Origin of the sequence: Micromonospora fiedleri, from assembly GCF_016774385.1 — a bacterium.
Classification (GTDB): Bacteria; Actinomycetota; Actinomycetes; order Mycobacteriales; family Micromonosporaceae; genus Micromonospora; species Micromonospora gifhornensis.
In genome coordinates this window covers 439,661-465,750 of the sequence record NZ_JAETXL010000004.1, presented here as the reverse complement: position 1 = coordinate 465,750, position 26,090 = coordinate 439,661, and the positions used below count along the sequence as shown (strand labels likewise).

Annotated in this window: 21 protein-coding genes; 12 read left to right on the top strand and 9 right to left on the bottom strand. The window is 70.0% G+C overall.

What is annotated here, in order from left to right; genetic code table 11:
* Nucleotides 1-17: 17 nt before the first annotated feature.
* The 3 genes from JMF97_RS13120 to JMF97_RS13110 all read left to right on the top strand — a co-directional run bounded on the left by JMF97_RS13120 (nt 18) and on the right by JMF97_RS13110 (nt 2,898).
* Nucleotides 18-656, top strand: coding sequence for a PadR family transcriptional regulator (locus JMF97_RS13120; RefSeq protein WP_013736582.1), 639 nt, complete (start codon nt 18-20; stop codon nt 654-656).
* A 23-nt stretch (nt 657-679) separates the two neighbouring features.
* Nucleotides 680-1,759 carry an inositol-3-phosphate synthase gene (locus JMF97_RS13115; protein WP_102658761.1) on the top strand — a complete coding sequence of 360 codons (1,080 nt, stop codon included), beginning with the start codon at nt 680-682 and terminating at the stop codon, nt 1,757-1,759.
* A 299-nt stretch (nt 1,760-2,058) separates the two neighbouring features.
* Nucleotides 2,059-2,898: a hypothetical protein gene (locus JMF97_RS13110; RefSeq protein ID WP_203221814.1), complete on the top strand. Its 840-nt coding sequence runs from the start codon at nt 2,059-2,061 to the stop codon at nt 2,896-2,898.
* Here the strand turns inward: JMF97_RS13110 and JMF97_RS13105 are convergent.
* From JMF97_RS13105 to JMF97_RS13095, 3 genes are all read right to left on the bottom strand, one after another.
* Nucleotides 2,878-3,357, bottom strand: a complete 480-nt coding sequence (locus JMF97_RS13105) for a methylated-DNA--[protein]-cysteine S-methyltransferase (protein ID WP_203221813.1) — start codon at nt 3,355-3,357, stop codon at nt 2,878-2,880. The two genes, JMF97_RS13110 and JMF97_RS13105, sit on opposite strands and share 21 nt — an antisense overlap.
* Before the next feature lie 237 nt (nt 3,358-3,594).
* The gene (locus tag JMF97_RS13100; protein WP_203221812.1) at nt 3,595-5,676 is read right to left on the bottom strand and encodes a S8 family serine peptidase; all 2,082 of its coding nucleotides are present in this window, start codon (nt 5,674-5,676) and stop codon (nt 3,595-3,597) included.
* A 220-nt stretch (nt 5,677-5,896) separates the two neighbouring features.
* Nucleotides 5,897-7,357: a CCA tRNA nucleotidyltransferase gene (locus JMF97_RS13095; protein WP_203221811.1), complete on the bottom strand. Its 1,461-nt coding sequence runs from the start codon at nt 7,355-7,357 to the stop codon at nt 5,897-5,899.
* A gap of 126 nt (nt 7,358-7,483) precedes the next feature.
* On the opposite strand from JMF97_RS13095, the gene murJ reads away from it, so the two are divergent.
* From murJ to JMF97_RS13060, 7 genes are all read left to right on the top strand, one after another.
* Nucleotides 7,484-9,229, top strand: coding sequence for a murein biosynthesis integral membrane protein MurJ (gene murJ / locus JMF97_RS13090; protein ID WP_203221810.1), 1,746 nt, complete (start codon nt 7,484-7,486; stop codon nt 9,227-9,229).
* Between the two features lie 428 nt (nt 9,230-9,657).
* Complete coding sequence (locus JMF97_RS13085) at nt 9,658-11,259, top strand: protein kinase family protein (RefSeq protein ID WP_203221809.1); 1,602 nt, start codon at nt 9,658-9,660, stop codon at nt 11,257-11,259.
* A gap of 40 nt (nt 11,260-11,299) precedes the next feature.
* Nucleotides 11,300-12,037 (top strand): RNA polymerase sigma factor SigM, encoded by a 738-nt coding sequence (gene sigM / locus JMF97_RS13080; RefSeq protein WP_412101272.1) that lies wholly within the window; start codon nt 11,300-11,302, stop codon nt 12,035-12,037.
* Nucleotides 12,034-13,080 (top strand): RsmA family anti-sigma factor, encoded by a 1,047-nt coding sequence (locus tag JMF97_RS13075; RefSeq protein WP_203221807.1) that lies wholly within the window; start codon nt 12,034-12,036, stop codon nt 13,078-13,080. Before sigM ends, JMF97_RS13075 begins: the two co-directional genes overlap by 4 nt.
* 174 nt (nt 13,081-13,254) lie before the next feature.
* Nucleotides 13,255-14,205, top strand: coding sequence for a thioredoxin-disulfide reductase (gene trxB / locus JMF97_RS13070; RefSeq protein ID WP_203221806.1), 951 nt, complete (start codon nt 13,255-13,257; stop codon nt 14,203-14,205).
* Between the two features lie 32 nt (nt 14,206-14,237).
* A complete protein-coding gene (gene trxA, locus JMF97_RS13065; protein ID WP_203221805.1) occupies nt 14,238-14,561 on the top strand; it encodes a thioredoxin in 324 nt (107 codons plus the stop codon).
* Between the two features lie 195 nt (nt 14,562-14,756).
* A complete protein-coding gene (locus tag JMF97_RS13060) occupies nt 14,757-15,923 on the top strand; it encodes an N-acetylmuramoyl-L-alanine amidase (RefSeq protein ID WP_013736594.1) in 1,167 nt (388 codons plus the stop codon).
* 33 nt (nt 15,924-15,956) lie between these two features.
* Here JMF97_RS13060 and JMF97_RS13055 read toward each other — a convergent pair whose 3' ends face one another.
* On the bottom strand, nt 15,957-16,622 hold the full coding sequence (locus JMF97_RS13055) for a GNAT family N-acetyltransferase (RefSeq protein ID WP_013736595.1): 666 nt from the start codon (nt 16,620-16,622) through the stop codon (nt 15,957-15,959).
* A 293-nt stretch (nt 16,623-16,915) separates the two neighbouring features.
* Here JMF97_RS13055 and JMF97_RS13050 point away from each other — a divergent pair, with 293 nt between their 5' ends.
* Together JMF97_RS13050 and JMF97_RS13045 are read left to right on the top strand one after the other, a co-directional pair.
* The gene (locus JMF97_RS13050) at nt 16,916-18,229 is read left to right on the top strand and encodes an aminotransferase-like domain-containing protein (RefSeq protein ID WP_203221804.1); all 1,314 of its coding nucleotides are present in this window, start codon (nt 16,916-16,918) and stop codon (nt 18,227-18,229) included.
* Between the two features lie 8 nt (nt 18,230-18,237).
* A complete protein-coding gene (locus JMF97_RS13045) occupies nt 18,238-19,230 on the top strand; it encodes a D-alanine--D-alanine ligase family protein (RefSeq protein ID WP_203221803.1) in 993 nt (330 codons plus the stop codon).
* Here the strand turns inward: JMF97_RS13045 and JMF97_RS13040 are convergent.
* The 5 genes from JMF97_RS13040 to JMF97_RS13020 form a co-directional block, all read right to left on the bottom strand.
* Entirely contained in the window at nt 19,217-20,191 is a 975-nt protein-coding gene (locus JMF97_RS13040; RefSeq protein WP_203221802.1) for a hypothetical protein, read from the bottom strand. The genes JMF97_RS13045 and JMF97_RS13040 overlap by 14 nt on opposite strands.
* Before the next feature lie 1,761 nt (nt 20,192-21,952).
* A complete protein-coding gene (locus JMF97_RS13035; protein ID WP_203221801.1) occupies nt 21,953-22,963 on the bottom strand; it encodes a ParB/RepB/Spo0J family partition protein in 1,011 nt (336 codons plus the stop codon).
* 27 nt (nt 22,964-22,990) lie between these two features.
* Entirely contained in the window at nt 22,991-24,034 is a 1,044-nt protein-coding gene (locus JMF97_RS31780) for a ParA family protein (RefSeq protein ID WP_412101273.1), read from the bottom strand.
* A 475-nt stretch (nt 24,035-24,509) separates the two neighbouring features.
* Entirely contained in the window at nt 24,510-25,220 is a 711-nt protein-coding gene (rsmG, locus tag JMF97_RS13025) for a 16S rRNA (guanine(527)-N(7))-methyltransferase RsmG (RefSeq protein WP_203221800.1), read from the bottom strand.
* Nucleotides 25,221-25,320: 100 nt separating this feature from the next.
* Complete coding sequence (locus JMF97_RS13020) at nt 25,321-25,893, bottom strand: Jag family protein (protein ID WP_203221799.1); 573 nt, start codon at nt 25,891-25,893, stop codon at nt 25,321-25,323.
* Nucleotides 25,894-26,090: the final 197 nt, after the last annotated feature.

The window sequence follows — 26,090 nt, the reverse complement described above, 5'->3', positions numbered from 1 at the left end:
AATGGGGAGGTTGGCCGATGCTAGAGCTGGCCATCCTCGGCCTGCTGCAGGAGGCTCCGATGCACGGCTACGAGCTGCGCAAGGAGCTCACCGCCAAGCTCGGAGCGATCCGGGCAGCGATCAGCTACGGCTCTCTCTACCCGACCCTGCGCCGCCTCCAGGCGGCGGGTTGGATCACCGAGGCCGCCGACACACCCGCCACCGCCGAGGAGGTTCCCGCGCTGACCAGCCGACGAGGTCGGGTGGTCTACACCATCACCGCGGAGGGCAAGGAACGCTTCGCCCAGCTCATCGCGCAGACCGGGCCGGAGACGTACGGCGACACCGGTTTCGGCGTGCACTTCGCGTTCTTTTCCCGAACCGACCAGGCAACCCGACTGCGCATCCTGGAAGGTCGCCGTCGCACGATCGAGGAACGTCGTGAAGGACTTCGCGACATGCTGGGCCGAGCGGCCGAGCGCCTCGACGCGTACACGCTGGAGCTGCAACGCCACGGCCTGGAGGCCTGTGAGCGTGAGGTCCGCTGGCTGGAGGAGCTCATCGCCAACGAGCGCTCCGGCCGTGCCCCGACGGTCCCGAACGACGGGACGGCCGGCGGCCGACGAGAAGACAACAGCCCGCCTCCGCCTGGAGAGTCCAGGAAAGAGCGGCCGTGACAGAAAAGAAGGAGGCACACGCGATGGGCTCCGTCCGCGTCGCCATCGTCGGTGTGGGTAACTGCGCCTCGTCCCTCGTGCAGGGCGTCGAGTACTACCGGAACGCCGACCCGAACGACCGCGTCCCGGGTCTCATGCACGTCACCTTCGGCGACTACCACGTCTCGGACGTGCAGTTCGTCGCGGCGTTCGATGTCGACGCCAAGAAGGTGGGCATGGACCTCGCAGAGGCGATCGTCGCCAGCGAGAACAACACCATCAAGCTCTGTGACGTACCGCCGACCGGCGTGACCGTCCAGCGCGGCCCGACCTTCGACGGCCTCGGCCAGTACTACCGCGAGATCGTCGAGGAGTCGGACGCCGCACCGGTCGACGTGGTCAAGGCGCTGCGTGACGCCCAGGTCGACGTGGTCGTCTCGTACCTGCCGGTGGGCTCGGAGCAGGCCGACAAGTTCTACGCCCAGGCCGCCATCGACGCCGGCTGCGCGTTCGTCAACGCCCTGCCGGTCTTCATCGCCTCCGACCCGGAGTGGGCGCAGAAGTTCACCGACGCCGGTCTGCCGATCGTCGGTGACGACATCAAGAGCCAGGTCGGCGCGACCATCGTGCACCGGGCCCTGGCGAAGCTCTTCGAGGACCGCGGTGTCGAGCTGCTGCGCACGTACCAGCTCAACTTCGGCGGCAACATGGACTTCATGAACATGCTGGAGCGCAACCGCCTGGTCTCGAAGAAGATCTCGAAGACCCAGTCGGTGACCTCCCAGGTGCCGCACGAGATGGCCAAGAGCGACGTGCACATCGGCCCGTCCGACCACGTGCCGTGGCTGGACGACCGCAAGTGGGCCTACATCCGCCTGGAGGGCCGCTCGTTCGGCGACACCCCGCTCAACGCCGAGCTCAAGCTCGAGGTGTGGGACTCCCCGAACTCGGCCGGCGTCATCATCGACGCGGTCCGCGCCGCCAAGATCGCCCTGGACCGGAAGATCGGCGGCCCGATCCTGTCGGCCTCGTCGTACTTCATGAAGTCCCCGCCCGTGCAGTACGCCGACCACGACGCGCACGCCGCCGTCGAGGCGTTCATCGCCGGCGAGATCGAGCGCTGACGCAGCCACACCGCTGAGGGCCGGGTCCGCACGAACCCGGCCCTCACCGCTACCCACCCCCACCGCAAGGCGGCGGTACGAAGTACGTTTTCGTACCGCGAGCGCGGGTTAGGCTGACCGGCGTGCTGTCCATTGACGAGTGTCGGTCGTTCTGGCGGGGACTGCGGCGTGGCGGCGGGCCACGGCCGATGCGGAGGCGATCGTTTCGTTTCTCCCGCCCTGGCAACGGCACGGCGGCTGGTTCCTGCCCAAAGGGCATCTGGAGTTCCTCGCCCGGCATCGTCGGGTCGCGATACCGGGTGGCCAGCGCAGTCGCGGGCGTCCTGCTCGTGTCCGCCCTGACCGCCTGCGCACCGCCCGACAGCGCCCCGTCGACCGGGCCGGCACGACCGACCGTCCCGGCATCACCCGCCGCCTCGGCGACACCGATCGTCGAGGCCCGCTGTGCGGCTGCGGCCGGTACGCCGCCAGAGGTGGTGGCGAAGCCCACCGGGACGGTCACCTCCCCGGGCGCCCCGGAGGCGGTCGGCAGCGGACATCCGATGACCGACGAGCAGCTGCGCCAGGAGGAATTCCTGCGCCAGCAGGCGGCCAACAAGGCCTTCCGGCAGCGCGGCACCCTCGACCCGGCGGCAGCCGGTGGCGCCCACGCCTGTGCGGCGGAGGTGCAGCGCGTCCTCAACCTACTGACCGTCGGCGGTCAAGACGCGCCCGAGGAGGAAGCCGTACGGCAGGCGGTGGCCGGCACCGGGCTGCTGGACGTGGTCGTCCGACCGCCGGGTCGACTCGACCTTGGCCCCGGCGACGGGCTGATCTTCTCCGGCTGGACCGGCCGGGCTATGCGTCTTCGGCAGCGTCCGTCAGGACGACATCACCGTGGAATTCGGCACCCGCATCGCCGACGGCGGCTGCCTCCCCGCCCCAGACTGACCGGACCCCGATCCGAGTCGGGTGCGGGTTGGCGCCGCCGTTTCGCCGAAACGGCGGGGTTTGGGGCGGTCGGATACCACTGTTTCGGCGTAACGGAGTCGATCACAGCGCTGGCCACGGCGGTCGGCAGGCTGGCCGCCGTGGTTAGCAGGCTGGTCGGTAAGCGGTGGTGGTCTGCGGGGTGGCGGTCAGGACCAGGCTTGTTGTAGGGCGACCCGGGCTTCCAACTCCAGCAGCTTGACCTTGCGGTCCAGGCCGCCGCCGAAGCCGACGAGCTTGCCGCCGGCACCGATGATGCGGTGGCAGGGCACGATGACCGGGATCGGATTGCGGTTGCAGGCCACCCCGACCGCCCGCGCCGCGCCGGCGTCACCCACCAGCCGAGCCACCTGCCCGTAGGTCAGCGTCTCTCCGTACGGGATGCGGGTCATCTCCCGCCACACCGCCCGCTCGAAGTCGGAGCCGCGCGGCACCGTCACCGGGATGTCGAACTCGGTCAGCTCCCCGGCGAAGTAGGCCCGCAACTCCGCCACCGCCCGGCGGGACGTCTCGTCGGCCGGTACCTCGGTCGCGGTCTCGACCGGGCCGAAACGAGTCCCGCACACGCTGCCATTCTCCGTGGCCACGGAGAAGATCCCGATCGGCGAGTCGAGCAGCGTCCAACGCATCTCCCCATTGTCCCCCGGCCACCGACATCGAACACGCGCCGGGCCGTCGCCGCCCCCGCGCCCACGATTCGCACTCGAACGCGCAGACCGCAAGACCGCACCCACGATGCGCACCCGACCGCGAACGCAACGCACAGACCGCACCGACGGGGCACCCGATGCCCCCAACGGGTGACGCCCGTCGGAGCGGCCCGGGTGTCCGGGTGCTCCGACGGGCGTCGGATGGTGCGTGGGGTGTTACGCGGCCGAGACGGTGAACTTCTCGCCCTTGCCGAGCCCCAACTCGAACTCGAACCACTTGATGTTCTTGTTCGAGATCAGCTGCTTGGTGCCGGCCGATCCGGCGGAGACCGCCTGGTTGTCGCTGGCCCGGAAGAAGACCGTGCCGTCGCCGTTGTAGTCGAGGAAGTCGAAACTCTCCCACACGCCGCGCGACTTGGCGCTGGCGATCAGCGGCTTGGTGCCCTTGCTCGCGGCGGTCACGTACTTGCCGTTGGCCAGGGCCTTGAGGCCGAAGAAGCCGTCACCGATGTTGACGATCTGGAACTTCGCCGACTTGGTGACCTTGCTGCTGCTGGCGATCAGCGGCTTGCTGCCGGCCACGACGTACTTGCCGTTGGCCTTCGACTTGATGCTGATCACCGGAGCCGGCGCTTCGATGTTGAACTTCTCCGACGAGCCGATGCTGGTCTTGCTCGCCTTCAACGACGAGGTGCCGGACTTCGGCGCCGTGACGTACTTGCCGTTGATCTTGGCCTTGAGGCTGACCGTACCGTCGGTGTGGTTGATGATCTGGAACTTCGCCGACGTGACGATCGTCTTGTGGCTGGCGATCAGCGGCTTGGTGCCCTTGCTCGGCGCCACCACGTACCGGCCGGTGTTCTTGGACCGCAGCGCGATCAGGCCGCTACCGGCGTTGACGAAGTCGTAGCGCTGCGCGGTGCCCAGGCTCTTGCCGTTGTTGACCAGCGCCTTCTTGGTGCTGGCGGCGGTGACGAACTTCCCGTTGGACTTGGCCTTGAAGGCGAAGCCGCTGCGGGACGAGGTGACCGAACCGACCGTCAACATCCGGTCGATCGAGCCCTTCGTGTCGTAGACCGCGCCCGCGATGCCGGTGGTGACGATGCGGTCACGGACCTGCTTCGGCGTCCAGCTCGGGTTGGAGTGCAGCAGCAGCGCAGCCGCACCCGCCACGTGCGGAGCGGCCATCGACGTGCCGCTGTAGCCCACGCTGCCGGTGTTGCTGTCGTGCCGCGCCGAGACGATGCTGACGCCCGGTGCGAACACGTCGAGGCACTTGCCGTAGTTCGAGAACCAGGCACGCATGTCGACCCGGTCCGTCGCCCCGACGGTGATCGCGTCCGGCACCCGGGCCGGGGACGTCTTGCAGGCGTCCATCATCGAGTTGCCTGCGGCGAGCGAGTAGGTGATGCCCGAGGCGATCGAGCGCTTCACCGCCTCGTCGAGCGATGGGATGGCGACGACGTCGCCGAGGCTCATGTTGGCCACGGCCGGCTTCTGCGCGTTCGCGGTCACCCAGTCGACACCGGCGATGACCTGCTCGGTCGTGCCGTAGCCCTCACAGTCGAGCACCCGTACGCCGACCAGCTTGACGCCCTTGGCGACACCGTACTTCGTGCCGCCGACGGTGCCCGCCACGTGCGTGCCGTGGCCGTTGCAGTCACCGTTCGCGTTGGCCTGGACGCCGTCCACCGGCGGATCGGTGGGCTCGGGGTCCGGCGTGGGCGGCGGCGGGTCGATGGCGTCGTACCCCATGGTGGCCCGGCCGCCGAAGTCCTGGTGCTTGACATTGATGCCGGTGTCCAGGATGTACGCGGTGACCTTGCTGCCGGTGTTCGGGTACTTGTAGGTCTTGTTCAGCTTCGCCGTGTACTGGTCGAGCCGGTCCAGACCCCACGGCGGGCTGCTCTGCGTGCCGTTGGCCGACAGTCGGCGCACCGGCTCGACGTAGTCGACGGCGGGATGCGCGGCGAGCCTGTCGGCCTGCCGCTGGTCCATCGCGGCCGAGTAGCCGACGAGAGCAGAGTCGAACACCTGACGGACGCTGCCGCCATGCTGCTTGACGAAGGTCGAGGCGAGCGCCCGGACGCTGCTGTAGGTGGCCTGCTTGTCCTTGAGGACGACGATGTAACGGCCCGGCACGACGCCGGTGCCCTCGCTGCCGCGGACCTCGGCGCGGGCCGAGTCGGCGGGAGCAGCCATCCCGACGCCGCCGGTGGCGACGGTGAGGATGGACGAGGCGGTGGCGAGGGCGAGCCCCGCTACCGCCGTGCGGCGCAGTACGCCACGTCGTTTCACTAGGCGATCTCCCCGTTTGTCGTCGGCAGCCGGCGGCGGCCGAACGGGCAATGGAATGTCCTACTGCGGCAGATGACACGAGCAGGACGCCTCAACATCATGAATGAACTGCGCAAGGCAGGGCTCAGCCGTTTGGTCGGAACGTCGGCGTTTCGTCGTAGCGACCGTCGAGGAAGGACGTTCCGGGGTACGTGAAGACGGGGCTGTTGCCGGCCGCTGCTCAGCTACCGATGCCCTGTTCGCGGGCCCAGCGCAGCAGTTCGGCCTCGGCCGTGTCGCGGTCCAGCGGCCCACGCTCCAGGCGTAGGTCCTTCAGGTACTTCCAGGCCTGCCCGACGATGGGCCCCGGCGGTACGCCGAGCAACTCCATGATCGCGTTACCGTCCAGATCGGGACGGACCCGGGCCAGGTCCTCCTCGGCGGCGATCCGAGCGATCCGCTCCTCCAGGGCGTCGTAGTCCGCCGCCAGTTGAGCCGCCTTGCGCCGGTTGCGGGTGGTGCAGTCCGACCGGGTCAGCTTGTGCAGCCGGGACAGCAGGTCACCGGCGTCGGTGACGTACCGGCGGACCGCCGAGTCGGTCCACTCGCCCCGGCCGTACCCGTAGAAGCGCAGGTGCAGCGCGACCAGGGCGGTGACCTTGGCGGTGATGTCCTTCGGGTAGCGCAGCGCCTTCATCCGCGCCTTGGTCAACCGGGCCCCGACCACCTCGTGGTGGTGGAAGCTGACCCGCCCGTCGGAGCCGACCGCCTTGGTCGCCGGCTTGCCGACGTCGTGCATCAGGGCCGCCATCCGCAGAATGAAATCCGGCCCGTCCTGCTCGTACGAGATCGCGTTGCGCACCACGGTGAGGGTGTGCTCGTAGACGTCCTTGTGCTGGGCGTGCTCGTCGATCTCCAGCTTCAGGCCGGTCAACTCCGGCAGGAAGCGCTCGGCCAGCCCGGTGTCGACCAGCAGGCGCAGCCCGGTGATCGGGTCGGCGGCACAGAGCAGCTTGGTGAACTCGTCCCGGATCCGCTCGGCGGTGATCCGGTCCAGGTCGGCCGCCATCCGGGTCATCGCCGCATACACGTCCGGGTGAACCGCGAAGCGCAGTTGCGCGGCGAAGCGGGCGGCCCGCAGCATCCGCAGCGGGTCGTCGCCGAAGGACTCGGCCGGGGTGCCCGGGGTACGCACCACCTTCGCGGCCAGGTCCGCCAGGCCGCCGTACGGGTCGGTGAAGCGGTGATCCGGCAGGCTCACCGCCATCGCGTTGATGGTGAAGTCCCGCCGCCGCAGGTCCTCGGTCAGGTTGGTGCCGTACTCGACCACCGGGTTCCGACTCACCTGGTCGTACGACTCGGCGCGGAAGGTGGTGATCTCCAGCCGCAGACCGTCGCGCTGGCAGCCGATGGTGCCGAACTCGCGTCCGGTTTCCCAGATCGCCTCGGCCCAGCCCCGCACGATGCCGAGCGTCTGATCCGGGTGCGCGTCGGTGCAGAAGTCGAGATCCTCGCCGAGCCGGCCGAGCAGCGCGTCGCGTACCGAACCGCCCACGAGATGCAGTTCGTGACCGGCGACGGCGAATCGGCGGCCCAACTCGTCGGCGACCGGGGAGACCCGGAGCAGTTCTGCGACGGCGTTGCGCTGCGCGGCGCTCAGTTCGCGGCGGTCGGTGGCGTGGGATGCGGCGGCGTCGGACATCGGATCAGCAGCCTATCGGTCCTGACTGGCATCTCCTCCGCCGGGCGCGGGTAACGGGCCGGGGTTGACTAAGGTCTGTGGCGTGCGGGCCGATGCCGGTTCCGGCCTATCCCCTTGGAGGCGCAGATGAGCGGCGGGCTCTACCGCAGCGCGAACGCCCAGCAGGGCGGCGCGCCCGGCGGCCGGCCCGGTGACGGTGCCACGTTCATCTCCGCCGACCCGCTCAACCAGCCCGCCGCCGAGTCGGTCGCCCCACCGCAGGAGCAGGTCGCGGAGAGCAGCGCCGCGACCAACAGCGCGGTGATGGCCATCGGCAGCCTGGTCAGCCGGGGTACGGGTTTCCTGCGTACCTTGGCGATCACCGCCGCGCTCGGCTCAGCCATCGGTGACGCGTACACCACCGCCCAGATCCTGCCCGGAATGGTGTACGAGTTCCTGCTCGGCGGCATCCTCACCAGCGTGCTGATCCCGGTGCTGGTACGGCGGCGCAAGTTCGACCAGGACGGCGGTCAGGCGTACACCCAGCGGTTGCTCACCCTGGCGGTGGTCGCGCTCGGCGCGGCGGCGTTGCTCGCGGTCGCCATGGCCCCGGTGCTCACCTGGTTGTACGCCAGCGACGAGGCACCTGCCGACTACCGGTCCCTGGTCACCTCGCTGGCCCGGCTGATGCTGCCGATGATCTTCTTCACCGGTCTGAGCGCGCTGATCAGCGCGGTACTCAATACCCGGGGGCACTTCGCCGCCCCGATGTGGGCGCCGATCCTGAACAACATCGTGGTGATCGCCACCGCCGGTCTCTACATCGCGATCTTCAGCACCGACATCCTCGCCCCGGACGAGATGACCACCGGCCGGATCCTGCTGATCGGCGGCGGCACCCTGCTCGGTGTGGCCATCCAGGCCGCCGGGCTGCTGCCCGCGCTGCGCAAGGTCGGCTTCCGGTGGCGGTTCCGGTTCGACTTCCGCGCGCTCGGCCTGGGTGAGCTGGGTCGGCTGGGCGCCTGGATGTTCTGTTACGTGGCGGTCAGCCAGGTCGGCCTGATCGTGGTCTTCAACCTGCTCAGCCGCACCAGCGGGCAGGCCGCCGGCGCCTTGATCTACAACAACGTGTTCCTGCTGCTGATGATGGCGCACGGCATCATCGCCGTCTCGATCATCACCGCGCTGATGCCCCGGATGAGCGCCGCCGCCGCCGACGGCCGGTACGCCGATCTGGCGGCCGACCTGTCCCGCGGCACCCGCACCGTCTCGGCCGTGCTCGCGCCGATCGCCGTCTGCTACGCCGTGCTGGCCACCCCGATCGCCTTCACGCTGTTCCGCTGGGGGGCGTTCACCGACGAAGGCGCGAAGGCGACCGCCCCGGTGCTGTTGTTCGCGGCGGTGGCGTTGGTGCCGTTCGCGGTGAGCCAACTGTTCACCTTCGCCTTCTACGCGCTGCCGGACACCCGCACCCCGGCCCTGATCAACATCCCGGTGGTGGCGCTGCGGGCGCTGGTGCAGATCGGGCTGTTCGCGGCCTTCTCGGCGAGCTTCGCGGCGTCCGGAATGATGATCGGCAACACGATCTCGTACCTCGCCGCCGCCATCGCCTCCGCCTGGCTGCTGCGTCCGAGGGTGGGCCGGATCGGGCTGGGCACCATCCTGCGCACCCTGGGCCGGGTGGCGGTGGCCGCGCTCGGCGCCGCACTCGTCGGTCTGCTGGTGGTGGCCCTGCTGCCCGGCGACGACACGCCCACCCGACTGCAGGCCCTCGTGCAGCTGGTGGTCGGCGGTGCGGTGATCGGCGGTACGTACCTCGGTCTGGCGATGCTGCTCCGGATCTCCGAGATCACCGAGGTGGTCGGCATGGTCCGTCGCCGACTCGGCCGTTGATCTCCACGAATTCACCGAGTGTGATCGAGGATCACCAGGCTGGGGATGTGCCTGTGGATAACTCAGCGCGTCGCCGCTCACCTGCCGGATCGGCCTGTGGATAACCAACCGGAAGGCCGAGTGTGGTCGGCCGATCGACGGGAACCCGGCTGGCACCTGATCCACCGCGTACAGCCAGCACCGCCCCGGCGACAGCTCGTTGTAGGCGGCCTCTAGATTGGCTGGTACATGTACCAGCAACGTGGCTGACATCGGTCGTAACCGGACGAGTGCGCCCGAGTGCGAACACCCCTGTTGGTCACGGCGGGAAGATGACATGTCGGGGAGACGGCCATCCCAGGTAAGGTCGCTCTCGACGGGTACGGCAGGCACCGGCTCGCGTCGGAACCGGTCGCCCCGTGCCAGACGAATGCGGAGCGGGAAGTCACATGCCCAGCAGCGCGGGTCCATCGATCGACAAGATCACCGAGGGAGGACGGGTGACCCAGGTCGGCGAGGGTCAGGACGCGGACGAGACCACTCCGCCGGTCATGACCTTCGGTGCTCCGACGGCCGGTGAGGTCCTCGCCGAGCGTTACGAACTGGTCGAGCACATCAACAACGACAGCGCCGGCCGGTTGGTCTGGCGTGGGGTCGATGTCGTGCTGCGTCGGCCGGTAGCGGTCGTGATGCGCTACCCCGGTGGCGACTCCGCCACCGAGATGCTCCAGGCCGCGGTCGCGGCCAGCCGGGTCATCCACCCCAACCTGGTGGGCGTCTACGACGCCATCGACGAGGCCGAGCGGGCCTACGTGGTACGCGAGTGGGTCGACGGACATTCGCTGCGGGAACTGGTTTCCGAGGGGCCCCTGGACGCCGCCCGGGCCACCGCCGTCGGCAACGCGGTCGCCAGCGCCCTGGCGGCCGTACACGCCACCGGCATGGTGCACGGCAACGTGCACCCGGGCACGGTGATGATCAGCGACGACGGTCGGGTGGTGCTGGCTGATGCCCGTACCGACGGTGCCGACAGCCAGGAGAACGACGTCCGAGCCGTCGGCGGCCTCCTCTACTTCGCGCTGACCGGCTACTGGCCGCACGCCGAGGCCCCACTGCACGGCGCCACCGCAGGGCACGGCCGGGCGGCCATCCCTGACGCCGTACGCGACGCCAACGGTGCGGCGGCGGCACCCCGTCAGGTCCGGGCCGGTGTGCCGGCGTACCTGGACGACCTCACGATGGACCTGCTCGACGCCGACATCGCGCCGCCCTCCTCGGACGTCCTGGCGGCCGAACTGGCCCGACTCGACGTTCCCGAGGACGACTACCTCGACACGAACGGTCCGTTGCGCTTCGCCGCCGAGACCGGCGAGGAGCCCTCGCCGCTGGCCGCCGCCGGTGGCCGCAAGGTCGCCCTGGGCATCGCCGGCCTGCTCGCGCTCGCCCTGGTCGGCCTGCTGATCGGCATCAGCACCCTCGGCGGCGGCGAGGACGAGCCGCAGAAGAATCCGGTCGCCGCGCCCACCTCTAGCGCGCCGGTGAGCGAGGAGCCGGCGGCACCGGCGGTCCGGAACCTGAAGATCAGCGCCGCCCGGATCATCGACCCGGACAGCCGGGACCGGGCCGAGGTCCGTGACGCCGAGAAGGTGTTCGACGGCGACAAGGACGACGGCTGGTCCACGCAGACCTACCGGGGGGCCAGCAACTTCGGCAACTACAAGCGGGGCATGGGCGTCTGGATCGACCTGGGCGGCGAGCACACCATCAAGTCGGTGCAGGTGAACCTCTCCGACACGGGTGCCTCCGCCGAGCTGCTCACCGGCACCATCGACCAGCCCTCGACCAACAAGGGCGACGACGAGATTCTCAAGGCGTACAAGAAGAACCCGATCGGTCAGCCGTTCGAGGCGCACGACGGCACGACGATGACCTTCAACGGCTTCGACGCCGACCAGAAGTACCGCTACCTGCTGTTCTGGATCACCGACCTGCCGCCGAACGGCAGTGGTTACAAGGTCGGGGTCAACGAGATCACGGTCCAGGGGTCATGAGCCGAGCCCGGCCGAACTGGTGCCCCGACCGAGCCTGACAATGGAGGCAGCGACGGGTGACGCCGGTTCCGGCCGGACGGGTGGAGCAGCGGTGAGCGAGACGGGCAGTGACCTCGACCTGCTGCACGCCCACGTGGCCGGTGACCGGCATGCCTTCGGTGAGCTGTTCCAGCGGCACCGGGACCGGCTCTGGGCGGTTGCTTTGCGTACGCTCGGCGACCGCGAGGAGGCCGCCGACGCCCTCCAGGACGCCATGTTGTCGGCGCACCGCGCTGCCGCCCGGTTCCGTGGCGACGCGGCCGTCACCACCTGGCTGCACCGGATCGTGGTGAACGCCTGCCTCGACCGGATCCGCCGACGCCAGGCCCATCCCACCGTGCCACTGCCCGACGGGGTTCGGGAGCCGAGCGACGGTCACGGCACCGGCGGGGTCGAGCCCGCCGCACCGGTACGCGACCACGACACCGCGCTCGTCATCCGGCAGGCCCTGGCCACTCTGCCGATCGAGCAGCGGGCCGCGCTGGTGCTGGTGGACGTGCAGGGCTACCCGGTCGCCGAGGTAGCCCGGATCCTCGGCGTGGCCGAAGGGACGGTCAAGAGCCGGTGTGCCCGGGGTCGAGCCCGGCTAGCCGTGCTGCTCGGTCACTTGCGGACCGGGAGTGACGAGGCGCCTTCGGAAGTGCCGGCGGTCACCCCAGGGAACCCGGGCGCCCGGCGGGACGTCCGATCGGGGTCGGGACGGTCCTGGAGGCCGGACGTCAACCAGGAGGAAACGTGACAGCCGGGGAGTTCAGCGAGGTCGACCACGACCTGCTCGCCGACTACCTCGGCGGTGCCCTGGAGGGCACCCCGGAGCAGGCCGAGGTCGCCCGGTTGATCGCCCAGGATCCGTCCTGGGCGCAGGCGCACGCGCTGCTCGCCCCGGCCGTCGCCGAGGTGCGTACCGATCTGCTCGGCTGGGGCGGCTCCGCGGTGGAGATGCCGCCCGAGGTCGCCGACCGGATCCGCGCCGCACTCGACACCGCTGACCTTTCCGACGTCCTGCCCGACAGCGACGACACCGATCTGGATTCGGACATCCCGGCGACGGCTTCGGACCACAGCGACGATCGGGCTTCCACCGGGCGACCGTCCCGGGTTCCGGCGCAGCCGCTCGGTGGCCGCCGTCCGCATGCCGCACCGCCGTCCGGTCCCGACCGGAACGCCACTCGGCCTGGTCGGCGGAGTCGTCGTTGGGCCCGCGTCGCGGGGCCGGTCGCCCTCGCCGCCGCGCTGGTCGTCGGGTTGGGGACCCTGCAACTGGTCCGGCCGAATCAGGGCGGCGACACGACAGCGGGCACCGCGCTGAGCGATCCGATGACCAGCCGGCAGGTGCAGGAAGGCCAGGACGGTCCCGAGCAGGCCGCGGCCGGCGCCTCGCCCCAGCGGCTCCCGGTCACACAAGGCACCCCGCAGCGGCACACCGGGCGGGACTACACCCCGCAGGAACTGGCGACGGAGCCGGAAGCCAAGATCAGCGCCTACTCCAGCACCGAGACACCTGATGCCGGTGTCGACGTCGAGCGGATGGCCGGCCCCGCGGACCTGGCCCGGCTCGACGACCAGGTGGCGCTGACCGCCTGCCTCGCGGACATCGGCACCGAACACGGCGCGCAGCCACTGGTCTTCGAGGACATCGAGTACGCCCGTTTCCAGGGACACCCGGCGCTGGTGGTGCGCTTCACCGACGCCGCCGGCACCCGCTGGGCATGGGTCAGCGGCCCTGAATGTGGTATCCCCGGATCCGGCTCGGACAGCCGCTACCGTACGCGGGTAGGGTGAGTCGTCAGGCGCTGGACGTTTGGCCGTCCACGTGACCTGACCCACCGGATGACCGGCTCGGGAATCCCCGGTTCCTACGATGATGTTCTGGAAGTCAGTTGCCGCCGCGTCGGCACTCGGTTCGGCATCGGCGTTTCACCGATGTCGACAAGTCAACACGATTGGGAGACGGCAGTGGACGAGGTCCGCAACCTGATCATCATCGGCTCCGGGCCGGCCGGTTACACCGCGGCGGTCTACGCGGCCCGCGCCAACCTCAAGCCCCTGATCATCGAAGGCGTACAGTCCGGCGGCGCGCTGATGACCACCACCGAGGTGGAGAACTTCCCCGGCTTCGCCGACGGCATCCTCGGCCCCGAGCTGATGGACAACATGCGCAAGCAGGCCGAGCGGTTCGGCGCGGAGTTCCTGACCGATGACGTCACCCGGGTCGAGCTGACCGATACCGCCCGCCCCGACGCGTACAGCACCGTCTGGGTCGGCGAGACCGCCTACCGGGCCAGGGCCGTCATCCTCGCCACCGGCTCCGCGTGGCGTCCGCTGGGCGTACCGGGTGAGCAGGAGTACCTGGGCCACGGCGTCTCCTCCTGCGCCACCTGCGACGGCTTCTTCTTCCGCAACCACCACATCGTGGTCGTCGGTGGCGGTGACTCGGCGATGGAGGAGGCCAGCTTCCTGACCCGCTTCGCCGAGTCGGTGACCATCATCCATCGTCGGGACTCGTTCCGGGCGAGCAAGATCATGGCCGAGCGGGCGCTGGGCAACGACAAGATCAAGGTCGAGTGGAACTCCGTGGTGGAGGAGATCCTCGGCGCGGACGGCAAGGTCTCCGGGGCGCGGATCCGCAACGTGCACACCGGCGAGACCAAGGTGCTCGACGTCACCGGCGTCTTCGTGGCGATCGGCCACGACCCGCGCAGCGAGCTGTTCCGCGGGCAGGTGGAGCTCGACGACGAGGGGTACGTGAAGGTCGAGGCCCCCAGCACCCGGACCAGCATCCCCGGTGTGTTCGCCGCCGGTGACCTGGTCGACCACACCTACCGGCAGGCCATCACCGCCGCCGGCACCGGCTGTGCCGCCGCACTCGACGCGGAACGCTTCATCGCCACGCTGGCAACGGACTGAACGAGACACACCGATGCAGGAGGGACCAAACAGTGGGAGCAACCAAGTCGGTCACCGACGCTAGTTTCGCCGTCGACGTACTCAAGTCCGACAAGCCGGTTCTGGTGGATTTCTGGGCTGAATGGTGCGGACCGTGCCGCAAGGTGTCACCGCTGCTGGAGGAGATCGCCGGCGAGATGGGTGACCAGGTGAGCATCGTCAAGCTCAACATCGACGAGAACCCGGAGACGGCCCGCGCCTACCGGGTGATGTCGGTACCGACCCTCACCGTGTTCGTCAACGGCGAGCCGGTGCAGTCGATCGCGGGCGCCAAGCCCAAGGGTGAGTTGGTCAAGCTGATCCAGTCGGCTCTCTGAGCCTCGCAGCACCGCCATTTCGACCCCGTGTCCGGCTTGCTGGCACGGGGTCGAGGCGTTTTCCAACCCTGCGGATCGCCAGCGCATAACCTCGAACCGGGGGCCGCCGGACGCCGGTGACCACCTGGTCCTCGTCCGCGGTGCACGTGCCGCCGACGGGCCTGGTCAGCCACCGACCGTACAGAGGGGGCGTGCGTGCGTCCGATCCGTTCCGGTGACCGCGGACCTGCGGTAGCCGAGATCCGTGCGGTACTGACCAGCCTGGACCTCCTCTCGAAGGCCACCGGCCCGTACGACGACGAGTTCGACACCGCCACCGAGCGGGCGGTACGGGCCTTCCAGCAGTCCCGCGGCCTCAGCGTCGACGGCCGCGTCGGCGCCGAGACGTGGCGGGCGCTCGACGCCGCCCGTTGGCGACTCGGTGCCCGCACCCTCTACCACGCGGTGCCGGTGCCGCTCACCGGCGAAGACGTCCGGTCGTTGCAGGAACGGCTCCTGGAGATGGGGTACGACACCGGTCGAGCCGACGCGATCTACGGCATTCGAACGTCTCGGGCAGTGGCCCAGTTCCAGCGTGAGGTGGGGCTGACCCCCGACGGCACCTGTGGACCGCACACCATGGGGGCGCTGCGCCGGCTCGGCCGCAAGGTGGTCGGCGGTCGACCGCAGTGGCTGCGCGAGTCCGACGCCATCCGGCAGTCCGGTCCCACCCTGGTCGGCCGGACGGTGGTCATCGACCCGGGCCACGGTGGCACCGAGCCCGGTGTGGTCGTACCCGACGGGCCGCTGCGGTGGACCGAGGCGGATCTGATGCACGACCTGGCCAGCCGGCTGGAGGGTCGGCTCGCCGCATCAGGCGTACGGGTGCAACTCACCCGGGGACCGGCGCCGGAGACGTGTCTGCCCGACATCGACCGGGCGCACCTGGCGAACTCGCTCGGCGCGGACGTGTTCATCTCCCTGCACACCGACGGGCACGCCAATCCGGCTGCCGAAGGGGTCGCGACGTACCACTACGGCACCGACAACGGTGTCACCTCGGCAACCGGGGAACGACTGGCCGGGCTGGTCCAGCGGGAGATCGTGGCGCGCACCGGGCTCCGCGACTGTCGTACCCATGCCAAGGCGTGGGACCTGCTCAGGCTCACCCGCATGCCGGCGGTACGCATCGAGGTCGGCTACCTCACCTCACCGACGGACCGCGGCAGACTCATCGAGCCCCGGTTCCGGGACAAACTCGTCGAGGCCATCGTGGCGGCGGTGCAACGGATGTACCTGCCGGACGAACGCGACGTGCCGACCGGTTCGCTTGACGTCAGCGAGTTGCGGGCCGCCGTCGCCGCCGGGAACGTGGTCGACTGAGCGACCGCTCGTACGCCGTACCGCGCTGCGCGCTCAGCCGGTGGTGGACCGGGTGGCCGGGGTGGGACGCACCGGACGCAGCAGCGACTCCGGGCTCATCGAGCCGAGCAGCTTCTCCAACGCGTACTCGACGTCCGATTTCCAGCTCAACGCCGTCCGGAGTTCCAGGCGCAGCCGGGGGTAGCGGGGGTGCGGCCGGACGGTCTTGAAGCCGACCGAGAGGAAGAAGTCGGCGGGTGCGACACAGGCGCCCGCCGGGTCGGCCGCGTCACCGAACTTCGCGTCGCCGAACGCCTCGATCGCCTTGATCCCCCGCTTGGTGAGGTCACGGGCGACCCCCTGCACCAGCATCCGGCCCAGCCCACCGCCGGCGAAGGCCGGCACCACGTTCGCCGTCATCAGCAGCGCCGCGTCCGCGGAGACCGGGGAGGTGGGGAACGCCATCGAGCGGGGCACGTACGCCGGTGGGGCGTACATGACGAACCCGGCCGGCATGCCGTCGACGTAGATCAGCTTGCCGCAGGAACCCCACTCCAGCAGGGTCTGCGAGACCCACGCCTCCTTCTCGAGACCGGGGTCACCGGCCGCGCAGGCGCGGTCGGCGGAAACCGGATCAAGCTCCCAGTAGACGCATTGCCGGCACGGACGGGGCAGGTCCTCCAGGGTGTCCAGGGTCAGACTGACCAGTCGTCGCGACATCGCGTGCTTCCCCACACTAGGCTCGGCAGTGGGACCGGCTCGGACGCCACCCGCCGCATTCCTGCCCCGACGAGCGATCGTACGCCGCCGATCGGCGGCGCGGGAGAGGACGCGCAAACGCCCACCTCAGGACGGTCAGCGACCGGTCCGGTATGTGGACGGGCGCGGAATCACACACGCCGTCGGCGTCGTTCGGCGGCTAGGATCGGCACTCGGCGTGCCGTGCCGCCATGGTCGCCGGTGTCCCGGGTAATCCGGGACGGGAGCCGTCCGCGCAGCATCGAGGTGATGTCATGACCGGCACAACGCTCGACGACTACACCGATCGGTACGCCCGCCGGGTGCGGGGGATGACCGCCTCGGAGATCCGGGCCTTGTTCGCGGTCGCCAGCCGACCGGAGGTCGTCTCTCTGGCCGGTGGCGCACCGTACATCGCCGCGCTGCCGCTGGACGCGGTGGGCGAGATGCTGGGTCGGCTCAGCAGCGAGCACGGGACCACCACCCTTCAGTACGGCATCGGCCAGGGCACCCTGGAGCTGCGCGAGCGGATCTGCGAGGTGATGGCCCTCTCCGGCATCGACGCCTCCTGCGGCGCGTCACCGGACGACGTGGTGGTGACCGTCGGCGGGCAGCAGGCCCTCGACCTGGTGGCGCGACTCTTCCTCGATCCGGGTGACGTGGTACTCGCCGAGGGCCCGACCTACGTCGGTGCTCTCGGGGTCTTCCAGGCCGCCCAGGCGCAGGTCGTGCACGTGCCGATGGACGAGGACGGCCTGATCCCGGAGGCGCTGGAGACGGCCATCGCGGAGCAGTCCCGGGCCGGTCGGCGGGTGAAGTTCCTCTACACCATCCCGACGTACCAGAATCCGGCCGGTGTGACGCTGACCGAGGAGCGCCGGGAACGGGTGCTGGACATCTGCGAACGCGCCGGTCTGCTGGTGGTCGAGGACGACCCGTACGGCCAGTTGGGTTTCGAGAAGGAGGCACCCGCTCCGCTGCGGGCCCGACGCCGACACGGGGTCTTCTACCTCAGCACCTTCTCCAAGACGTTCGCCCCCGGCCTGCGCGTCGGCTGGATCCTCGCCCCGCACGCCGTACGCGACAAGTTGGTCATCGCCAGCGAGGCGCAGATCCTCTGCCCCAGCGCGTACGCGCAGTCGGCCGTCAGCACGTACCTGACCACCATGCCCTGGCGTGAGCAGCTGAAGGTCTACCGGGAGGTCTACCGGGAGCGGCGGGACGCGATGCTCACCGCGCTGGCGGATCTGATGCCGGCGGGGACCAGGTGGACCAACCCGGGTGGCGGTCTCTTCGTCTGGGCGACCCTGCCCGAAGGGCTCGACTCGAAGGCGATGATGCCTCGGGCCATCGCCGCCCGGGTCGCCTACGTGCCGGGCACCGGCTTCTACGCCGACGGCAGCGGGGCCGGCAACATCCGGCTCAACTTCTCCTTCCCCCCGCCGGAGCGGATCCGGGAAGGGGTGCGTCGGCTGGCCGGCGTGATGGAGCAGGACATCGCCATGCGGCGGGTGTTCGGTGCGGTCGGCGGGCCGGGCACCCGGCGCGGCCAGGCCGGCTCCGACACCCCCGGTCCTGACTTGGCATGATGCCCGGCATGGGTTCTGCCGCTGCCGAAGAAACGCCTGTCTCCGGTCCCACCGCCGATGACCTGCACGTGGTCGTGCTCGCCGGTGGCCTGTCGTACGAACGGGACGTGTCGCTGCGCTCGGGCCGCCGGGTGCTCGACGCGCTGCGGTCGGTCGGGGTGGAGGCGGAGCTCCGCGACGCCGACGTGGCTCTGCTGCCGGCGCTGGCCGCCGACCCGCCGGACGCCGTGGTGATCGCGCTGCACGGCGCCACCGGCGAGGACGGCTCGCTGCGTGGCGTACTCGACCTCTGCGGCGTACCGTACGTCGGCTGTGACGCGCGGGCCTCCCGGCTGGCCTGGGACAAGCCGTCGGCGAAGGCGGTGCTTCGGGAAGCGGGCATCGCCACTCCCGACTGGGTCGCGCTGCCGCACGACCGGTTCAGCGAACTGGGCGCGGTGGCGGTACTGGATCGCATCGTGGACCGGCTGGGACTGCCGCTGATGGTGAAGCCTGCCCAGGGCGGTTCGGGCCTCGGCGCCGCCGTGGTCCGGGACGCGGCGGCACTGCCGGCCGCCATGGTCGGTTGTTTCGCGTACGACCCGACGGCGCTGGTGGAACGGTACGTCTCCGGCATGGACGTCGCGGTCTCCGTCATCGACCTAGGCGACGGCCCCCAGGCGCTGCCGCCGGTCGAGATCGTGCCCCGCAACGGCGTCTACGACTACGCGGCGCGCTACACCGCAGGCCGGACCACCTGGCACACCCCGGCACGCCTCGAACCGGCGGTCGCCGAGAAGGTGGGCGAGGTCGCGCTCGCCGCCCACACGGCGCTCGGCCTACGCGACCTCAGCCGAGTGGACCTCATCGTCGACTCGGCCGGGCTGCCGCATGTCCTGGAGGTCAACGTCTCCCCGGGCATGACCGAGACCTCGCTGCTGCCGCTGGCGGTGCAGGCCGCCGGACTGGACTTCGGACGGGTGATCGGCTCCCTGGTCGCCCGCGCAGTCAGCCGCCGGTGACCGCCTGAGGCGGTACCCCTCCCGGCTTCTCAGCTACCTCGCTCGCCTGCGAAGGCGCCGCAGCGGCCTCGCCGCTCGACCCCTCGATGCCCGACGCTTGGACGCCCGACGCTTCGCCGCTCGGCTCTTCCTGCTGTGCCGGGGGGTCGTCGGCGTGGTCGCCCTCCTGCTCGTCAATGCTGCGTCCCTGCGGTGTCGACGGCTCGGCCGGGTCCGGGGCGGTCTGCGCCGTGGATGGCGCCTCCTCGTCGGCGGGGGCCGCAGGAACGCCGCCCGGCGCATCCGGTGGGTCGGCCGTCTCTCCGATCGCGTCCAGCAGCGAGCCGCCCTCGGTCGGTTCGCTCTCGGCCGGCGCTGATTGCGCGGCGATGCTGGACGGGGCCTGCCACTGGATACGGGGCGGCTCGGCGAGCGGACGTCCGCCGAACTCGGCCAGCCAGGCGGCCACCAGGGCCAGGTTCTCCCGCCACTTCTCCTCCGAGATCGGCGGCAGGATCGAATCCCACAGGGAGAGGAAGGTGCCCCGCAACTGCAGCCGCCCGTACGGGCGGGCGAGGAACCACATGTGCAGGTGAGCCGACCCGTCACCCCAGCGGTTGACGTGGACCCGGGCCACCCCGTCCAACGACCGGATGGCGCGTTCCAGTCGTACGGTCATCACGCCCAGCTCGGCGGCGAGCAGGTTGGGTAGGTCGCCGAGATCCAGGTGCGACCGGGATTCCAGGATGAGAACCATCGGCAGGCCGGTGGGACGATCCATCGCGCGTACGCGCCATCGCTCACCAACCCAGATGTAGGCGTCATCCGGCGCCTGACAGGCGGTGCATTCGCGGTGCGCTTCGCCCTTGCGGGGCGGCTCGACCGGGACCGGGTCGTCGAGGTGTTTGACCCGCAGGTCACCCTCGAAGGGAAAGGACGGCCACTGGGTGAAGTCCGGGACTGAGGGAGGGGTGTCGGGCACGAGGCTGACCCTAACCGAGTCCGGCACCGCTGTCCCTACCCGAATCGAGTTCGCCTCAGCAGGCGAAGATCAGGCCGAAGCAGAGGTTGTCCCCAGGGATATCCACAGGCTCCCCGATACTCCGGCCACACCTGCGAGCCCTGCTTCGACAAGGGATTTCAGTCCGTGTTCCACGTGAAACAACGACGGCCTGTGGATAACTGGTGTGGATAACATTTGGACCTTCGATGGGCTGTGGACATCGGGCCTGTGCGGCCGGGCGAGGCGGCTACGTTTCACGTGAAACCGTGCCTCCTTTGAACCACGCTCAGCGCGGCTCGGTGACGCGTAAAACGCGGGCGTCGCTGTGCCAGCGATCTCGGAACCGCTCTGCGGCTCGAAGACTTCGACCACCGGTGAACGCTGATCCGAGTGCCTGGGTCGGACAAGCGTCAACACGAGGACGAGCACCGCCCAGGGGTGAGGTCGGCAGATTGACCTTCCCCTCTGCCACACAACACGTCGCTGTCATCGAGGCCTGGCCAACGACTCGGCAGTTGCGGACTCTGGGCGTCTCCGTGTCCCAGCCAAGGCGGGACCCTCCTCACCGCCGCCCGCCCAGCCCGCCCCTCAGGATCGTCATCGGTCGGATCTTGGGCGACGACGATAGCCGGACGAGCGACTGCTTGAGCATCCACTCGGACAGCCCTGGAAGCCGCGCCAAAGCCGGGGCTGGTGCCCGGTCGTTCAGGCGGCAGTTGCCTCCTAGACGCTGAACGCCGGCCGGCCACGACGCCTGGGCCCTGCGGCGCCCGTCGTCATAGGCCTTCACGACCTCTGTAGGCGACGCGGCGGCGTCAGGATCATCCGCCCCAACTCGGGTCGTCCTCGGGCCTCTCCACGGCACAGCGGCGTTCAGAGGGCGCAGACCCGTCCGGTGGGCGGAGCCTCAGACAGAGAGGGCCGGGCTTGCAGGGCAACGAGAAGGCATCCGACTGCCACACCAGGACCGCCGCTGCTTCCCCTGGTATTCCCGCCATGGTTCGGAGGGCGGTGCGGGGGCGGTGCTGAGCGCAGCGAGAAACGGATACGGGTGCGACACCGGGGTCCAGTCGTTGCGGATGCGGGGCGCGGATTTGAGACCGAGGCCCAGGAGGATCGGATGCGGGGCGCGGAACGAGCCCGGAACCCGGGTCGGGAGCGCGCGGCGACGGGGGCACGCCACGACGGGGGCACGCCGTGACGCGGGTGCCATGCTGGGAGGCGGGAAGTGTTGGTGCGGTGGCCGGGTTGCGTAGCCGTCATCAGAAAGCATCCGATGGTGATCTGGGTGCCCGGTGCCACCTGCTCGTCCTCGTTCGGGTTCTGAAACCGGGCCACGGCCCCCGGGTGAAACTGCACCGCCACCAGAAAGCCCTGACTCTCTAGCACCTGCTTGCCCTGGGGCGTCGGGCTGGAACACGATGCGCGAGGGCTTGACCCGCGCCGTGCCCTCCGGCGCGCCCGTACCCCCGGCAGGCATCCGCGTTCCGCACCGACCGCCATCCCACTCGCCCTCCGCGCGCCCGCCCCCGCCGCGTTGATCAAGAGGTTTGCGTCTGAATCCGGCCACGTCTAGACGCAAACTTCTTGATCAACGCGCTTCGGTGGTGGGACCGCGCGCCTCTGCCTTACCGGATCGGCGGCAGCCCTGTTTCACGTGAAACGCAGGCACCCAATGCAAACGGCCGCACCTTCCGAAGAAGCGTGCGGCCGCTGCAAATGGAAGCTGAAGTTGGGTGGTCAGCCCTCCGCCTGCTCCCGGTTGACTCCGATGAGGTCGACGATCCGCTCCAAGTCGTCCACCGTGGCGAACTCGATCGTGATCTTGCCCTTGCTCCGCCCGATGTCAACCTTGACGCGGGTGTCGAAGCGGTCGGAGAGCCGATCGGCGAGGTCGTTGAGGCCAGGTGCGTGCGGCTTGGCCCGGCGCTTCGCCGTCTCCTTCTTGCCCGTCCCTTCGCTCAGCGAGAGCGCGACGATTTCTTCTGTCGCTCGTACCGACAGACCTTCGGCCACGATCCGCAGCGCAAGCTGCTCCTGGGCCTGCGGGTCTTCCAGACTCAAGAGCGCCCGCGCGTGTCCCGCCGAGAGCACCCCGGCGGCGACCCGCCGCTGCACCTGAGCCGGCAGGTTCAGCAGTCTGATGGTGTTGGAGATCTGCGGCCGGCTGCGACCGATCCGGCGGGCCAGCTCCTCGTGGGTCGCCCCGAACTCCTCCAGCAGCTGCTGGTAGGCCGCAGCCTCCTCCAGCGGGTTCAGGTTGGCCCGGTGGATGTTCTCCAGCAGCGCGTCGCGGAGCATCGCGTCGTCACGGGTGTCCCGGACGATCGCCGGGATGGTCTCCCGTTCGACCGCCTGGGCGGCTCGCCAGCGTCGCTCGCCCATGACGAGTTCGAACTTCTCGTCGTCGAGTTGGCGTACCACGATCGGTTGGAGGAATCCGACCTCTCGGATCGAGGTCTTGAGTTCCTCCAGCGCCTCCTCGTCGAAGACCTGCCGAGGCTGCTTCGGGTTGGGCACGATCGAGTCGACCGGAATCTCGGCGAAGCGTGCGCCGGGCACCGGGCTCAGGATCGGATCAGGCGTGATCGCCGGCGCCGACACCGACACCGTGGGTGGCGCGTCGACGGCCGGTGCCGCGCTCGGCGCGGTCGGGATCGCGGCGGAGCCGGCACCAGCATCCGGTGCCGGTCCGGTCGGGATCAACGCGCCCAGGCCCCGTCCCAGACCGCCCCTAGGACGGTTCTTCATGCCACCCCTCCCAGTGCCTCATCCGCACTACGCATTCCGGCTCACCGGCTCCTTGACGCCCCGCTCGGCGATCTCCTGGGCGGCTTCGAAGTAGCTCGTCGCCCCCCGCGATCCGGGATCGTAGGTCATCACCGACTGACCGTAGCTGGGTGCCTCGGAGACCCGGACGTTACGCGGAATCACCGCCTGGAGCACCTTGTCGCCGAAGTGGTTCCGCACGTCCTGCTCGACCGCGTCGGCGAGCCGGGTACGCCGGTCGTACATGGTGAGCAGGATCGTGGAGACCTCAAGCCGCGGGTTGAGGTGCTGGCGGACCAGGTTGATGTTGTTGATCAGCTGGTTCAGCCCTTCCAGCGCGTAGTACTCGCACTGGATGGGGATGAGGACCTCCTGGGCAGCCACCAACGCGTTCACCGTCAGCAGGCCCAGCGACGGCGGGCAGTCGATGAAGACGTAGTCGAAGTGCCCGGGATAGGCCGCGATGGCGCGGGCCAGTCGCGACTCACGGGCCACCACGGAGACCAACTCGATCTCGGCGCCGGCCAGGTCGATCGTGGCCGGTACGCACCAGAGGTTCGGGATGCCCTCGACCGCCTGGGCCACCTCTTCCAGCGGCACGCTGTTGATGAGGCAGTCGTACACATCCGGGACGCCGGTGTGGTGCGGCACGTTGAGCCCGGTGGAGGCGTTGCCCTGCGGGTCGAGGTCCACCACCAGCACCCGGTTGCCGTGCAGGGCGAGCGCCACTGCAAGGTTCACCGTGGTTGTGGTCTTACCCACGCCACCCTTCTGGTTGGCGACACACATGACCCGGGTCCGCTCCGGCCGAGGCATGGTCACCTCGCCACTGGGATTCAGGATCTGCACGGCGCGCATCGCCTCCATAGCCAACGGTGGGTCATCCTCTTCGCGCGTCGGGGTTTCACGTGAAACGTACGCGGCCTCGGGGGTTGCCGGCTCGTAGGGCCCGGCGGGCGTGTCGGACGCAGGCCGCGGATCCGGCACCGGCTGGTACGGCGGTGCCGGCTCGAAGCGTGCCGACGCCGAGCTGTTTCGACGGATCGGAATCACGCGTGCCTCGGGACTGGCATTGCCCGGCCGAGCCCCCGAATCCGAGCCACCCGGGTCCACCTCACCGCTGCGAGGCCACGGGGCGTCCGGTACGGAGGCCTCTCCGCGAGCGGCCGGCGGGTTCTGAGCGCCCTCGGAAGGTCGCCAGCCCGGGTATTCGGTTTCACGTGAAACAGGGTCGCCCGCCGACCCGGTCACGCGTGGATCGTCATACCTACCGTCGTCATGCACCTGTCATCCCTGCCCGCTTCGGATGGTCGGTCCGCACCCGCCAACCGGGCCGCTCGCGCTGTCCCGCAGAGGTCTCGCCCGGCAGGAGCGGCAGGCCCGGAGGAGATCCATCGCCGCCCGCTCCACACTATCGACGCGCGGCCAGCCTACGGCCCATGGGCGTGGCCGGTCCATGTTGGGTTCGTAACCCGCCGGTGCAACACCCACATCCGTGACTGTTTGGACAGAGACGTGAGGCGCACCCTCACCGGCGGCGGGACTTGCCCCCTCGGGACTTCTTGGCCGATCCCCGAGGGGTCGGGCCCACCAGACGTTCCCGCACGATCTCCACCACGACGGTGGGCGGTTCGACGATGCGCTCACCGCAGCGGTGCAGCACCGGTTCCGCACCGCCGAGGCGATGCACCGCAGGCGCATGCTCGACGATCTCGTCGGCCGCCGAGGCGCCCTTGAGAGCCAGCAGCCGACCGCCGGGCGCCGCCAGCGGCAGGCACCAGGCGGCGAGCCGGTCCAGCGGTGCCACCGCGCGGGCGGTCACCACGTCACCCCGTACCGGATCGGGTCCCGCCGCGACCTCCTCGGCCCGCCCGCGCAGCACCTGGACCGAGTCCTCCAGACCCAGTGCGTCCACCGCCTCGGTCAGGAAGGCGGTCCGGCGTGCCAACGGTTCGAGCAGCGTCACCTGCAGGTCGGGGCGGGCGATGGCGAGCACCAGGCCGGGCAGTCCGGCACCGGATCCCACGTCGATCACGGTGGCGTCGGTCGGGATCAACTCACCCACCACCGCGCAGTTCAGCAGGTGCCGGTCCCAGATCCGAGGTGCCTCGCGCGGCCCGATCAGGCCGCGCACCACGCCGTCGGTGGCCAGCAGTTCGGCGTACGCGGCAGCCAGGTCGAGGCGGGCGCCGAAGAGTCGCCCCGCCGCCTCGGCCAGCTCCGGCGGCAACAGTGCCACGGCCGGATCGGGGCTGTCGGGGTGGACAGCCGGCGGCCCGGGCGGCGTACCACCCGGGCCGGTCGGGATACCACCCCTGAAGTCGTCTCCGTACACCCGCTCAGTCCGCGGGGCGGACGACGATCCGCCGGTTGGGCTCGACACCTTCGGACTCGCTCTCCACGCCGTCGATCGCGTTGACCACGTCGTGCACGCACTTGCGCTCGAACGCGGACATCGGCTCCAGCCGCACCGCTTCGCCGTGCTCCTTGACCTTCTCGACGGCGTTACGCGCCACCGCCGCGAGTTCCTTGCGCCGGCTGGCCCGGTAGCCGCCCACGTCGAGCAGCAGCCGGCTCGGCGAGCCGGTCTGCCGGAACACGGCGAGCCGGGCCAGTTCCTGAAGGGCTTCGAGGGTGGCACCCCGCTGGCCGACGAGGTTCTGCAGGCGGCCACCGACCACCTCGACCACAGGGCGACCGCCCGACACCAACTCGTCGATGTCGCCGTCGTAGTCGAGGATGTCGAGGAGCCCCTCGATGTAGTCGGCTGCGATCTCACTCTGCCAGAACAGGTCGCCGTCGCCCTTGGCCGGCGCAGTCTCGGTCTCCTCGGGCTCGCCGTCGACCGGAGCCGCCGCAGTCGGCTCGTCGTCCAAGGACTGGTCGGCGCGGGGGATGCTGGTGTCGGTCACGGTGTCATCTCCGTACTCGCTCGGCCGGACCTGCGGTCCGCTGGTTCCCCGGGGCCGGCGGGACGTCACCGGTGCCCACGGGCACGTCTGTAGGGCAGTTTCGCCCGTTCACCGCGACCTGCGCGGCGCTTCGCGCTTGCGGCGCCGACCTTCCGGCGGCTGCACGCCAAGGCGAGGGGCCGTCGCCGGCTTCCCGG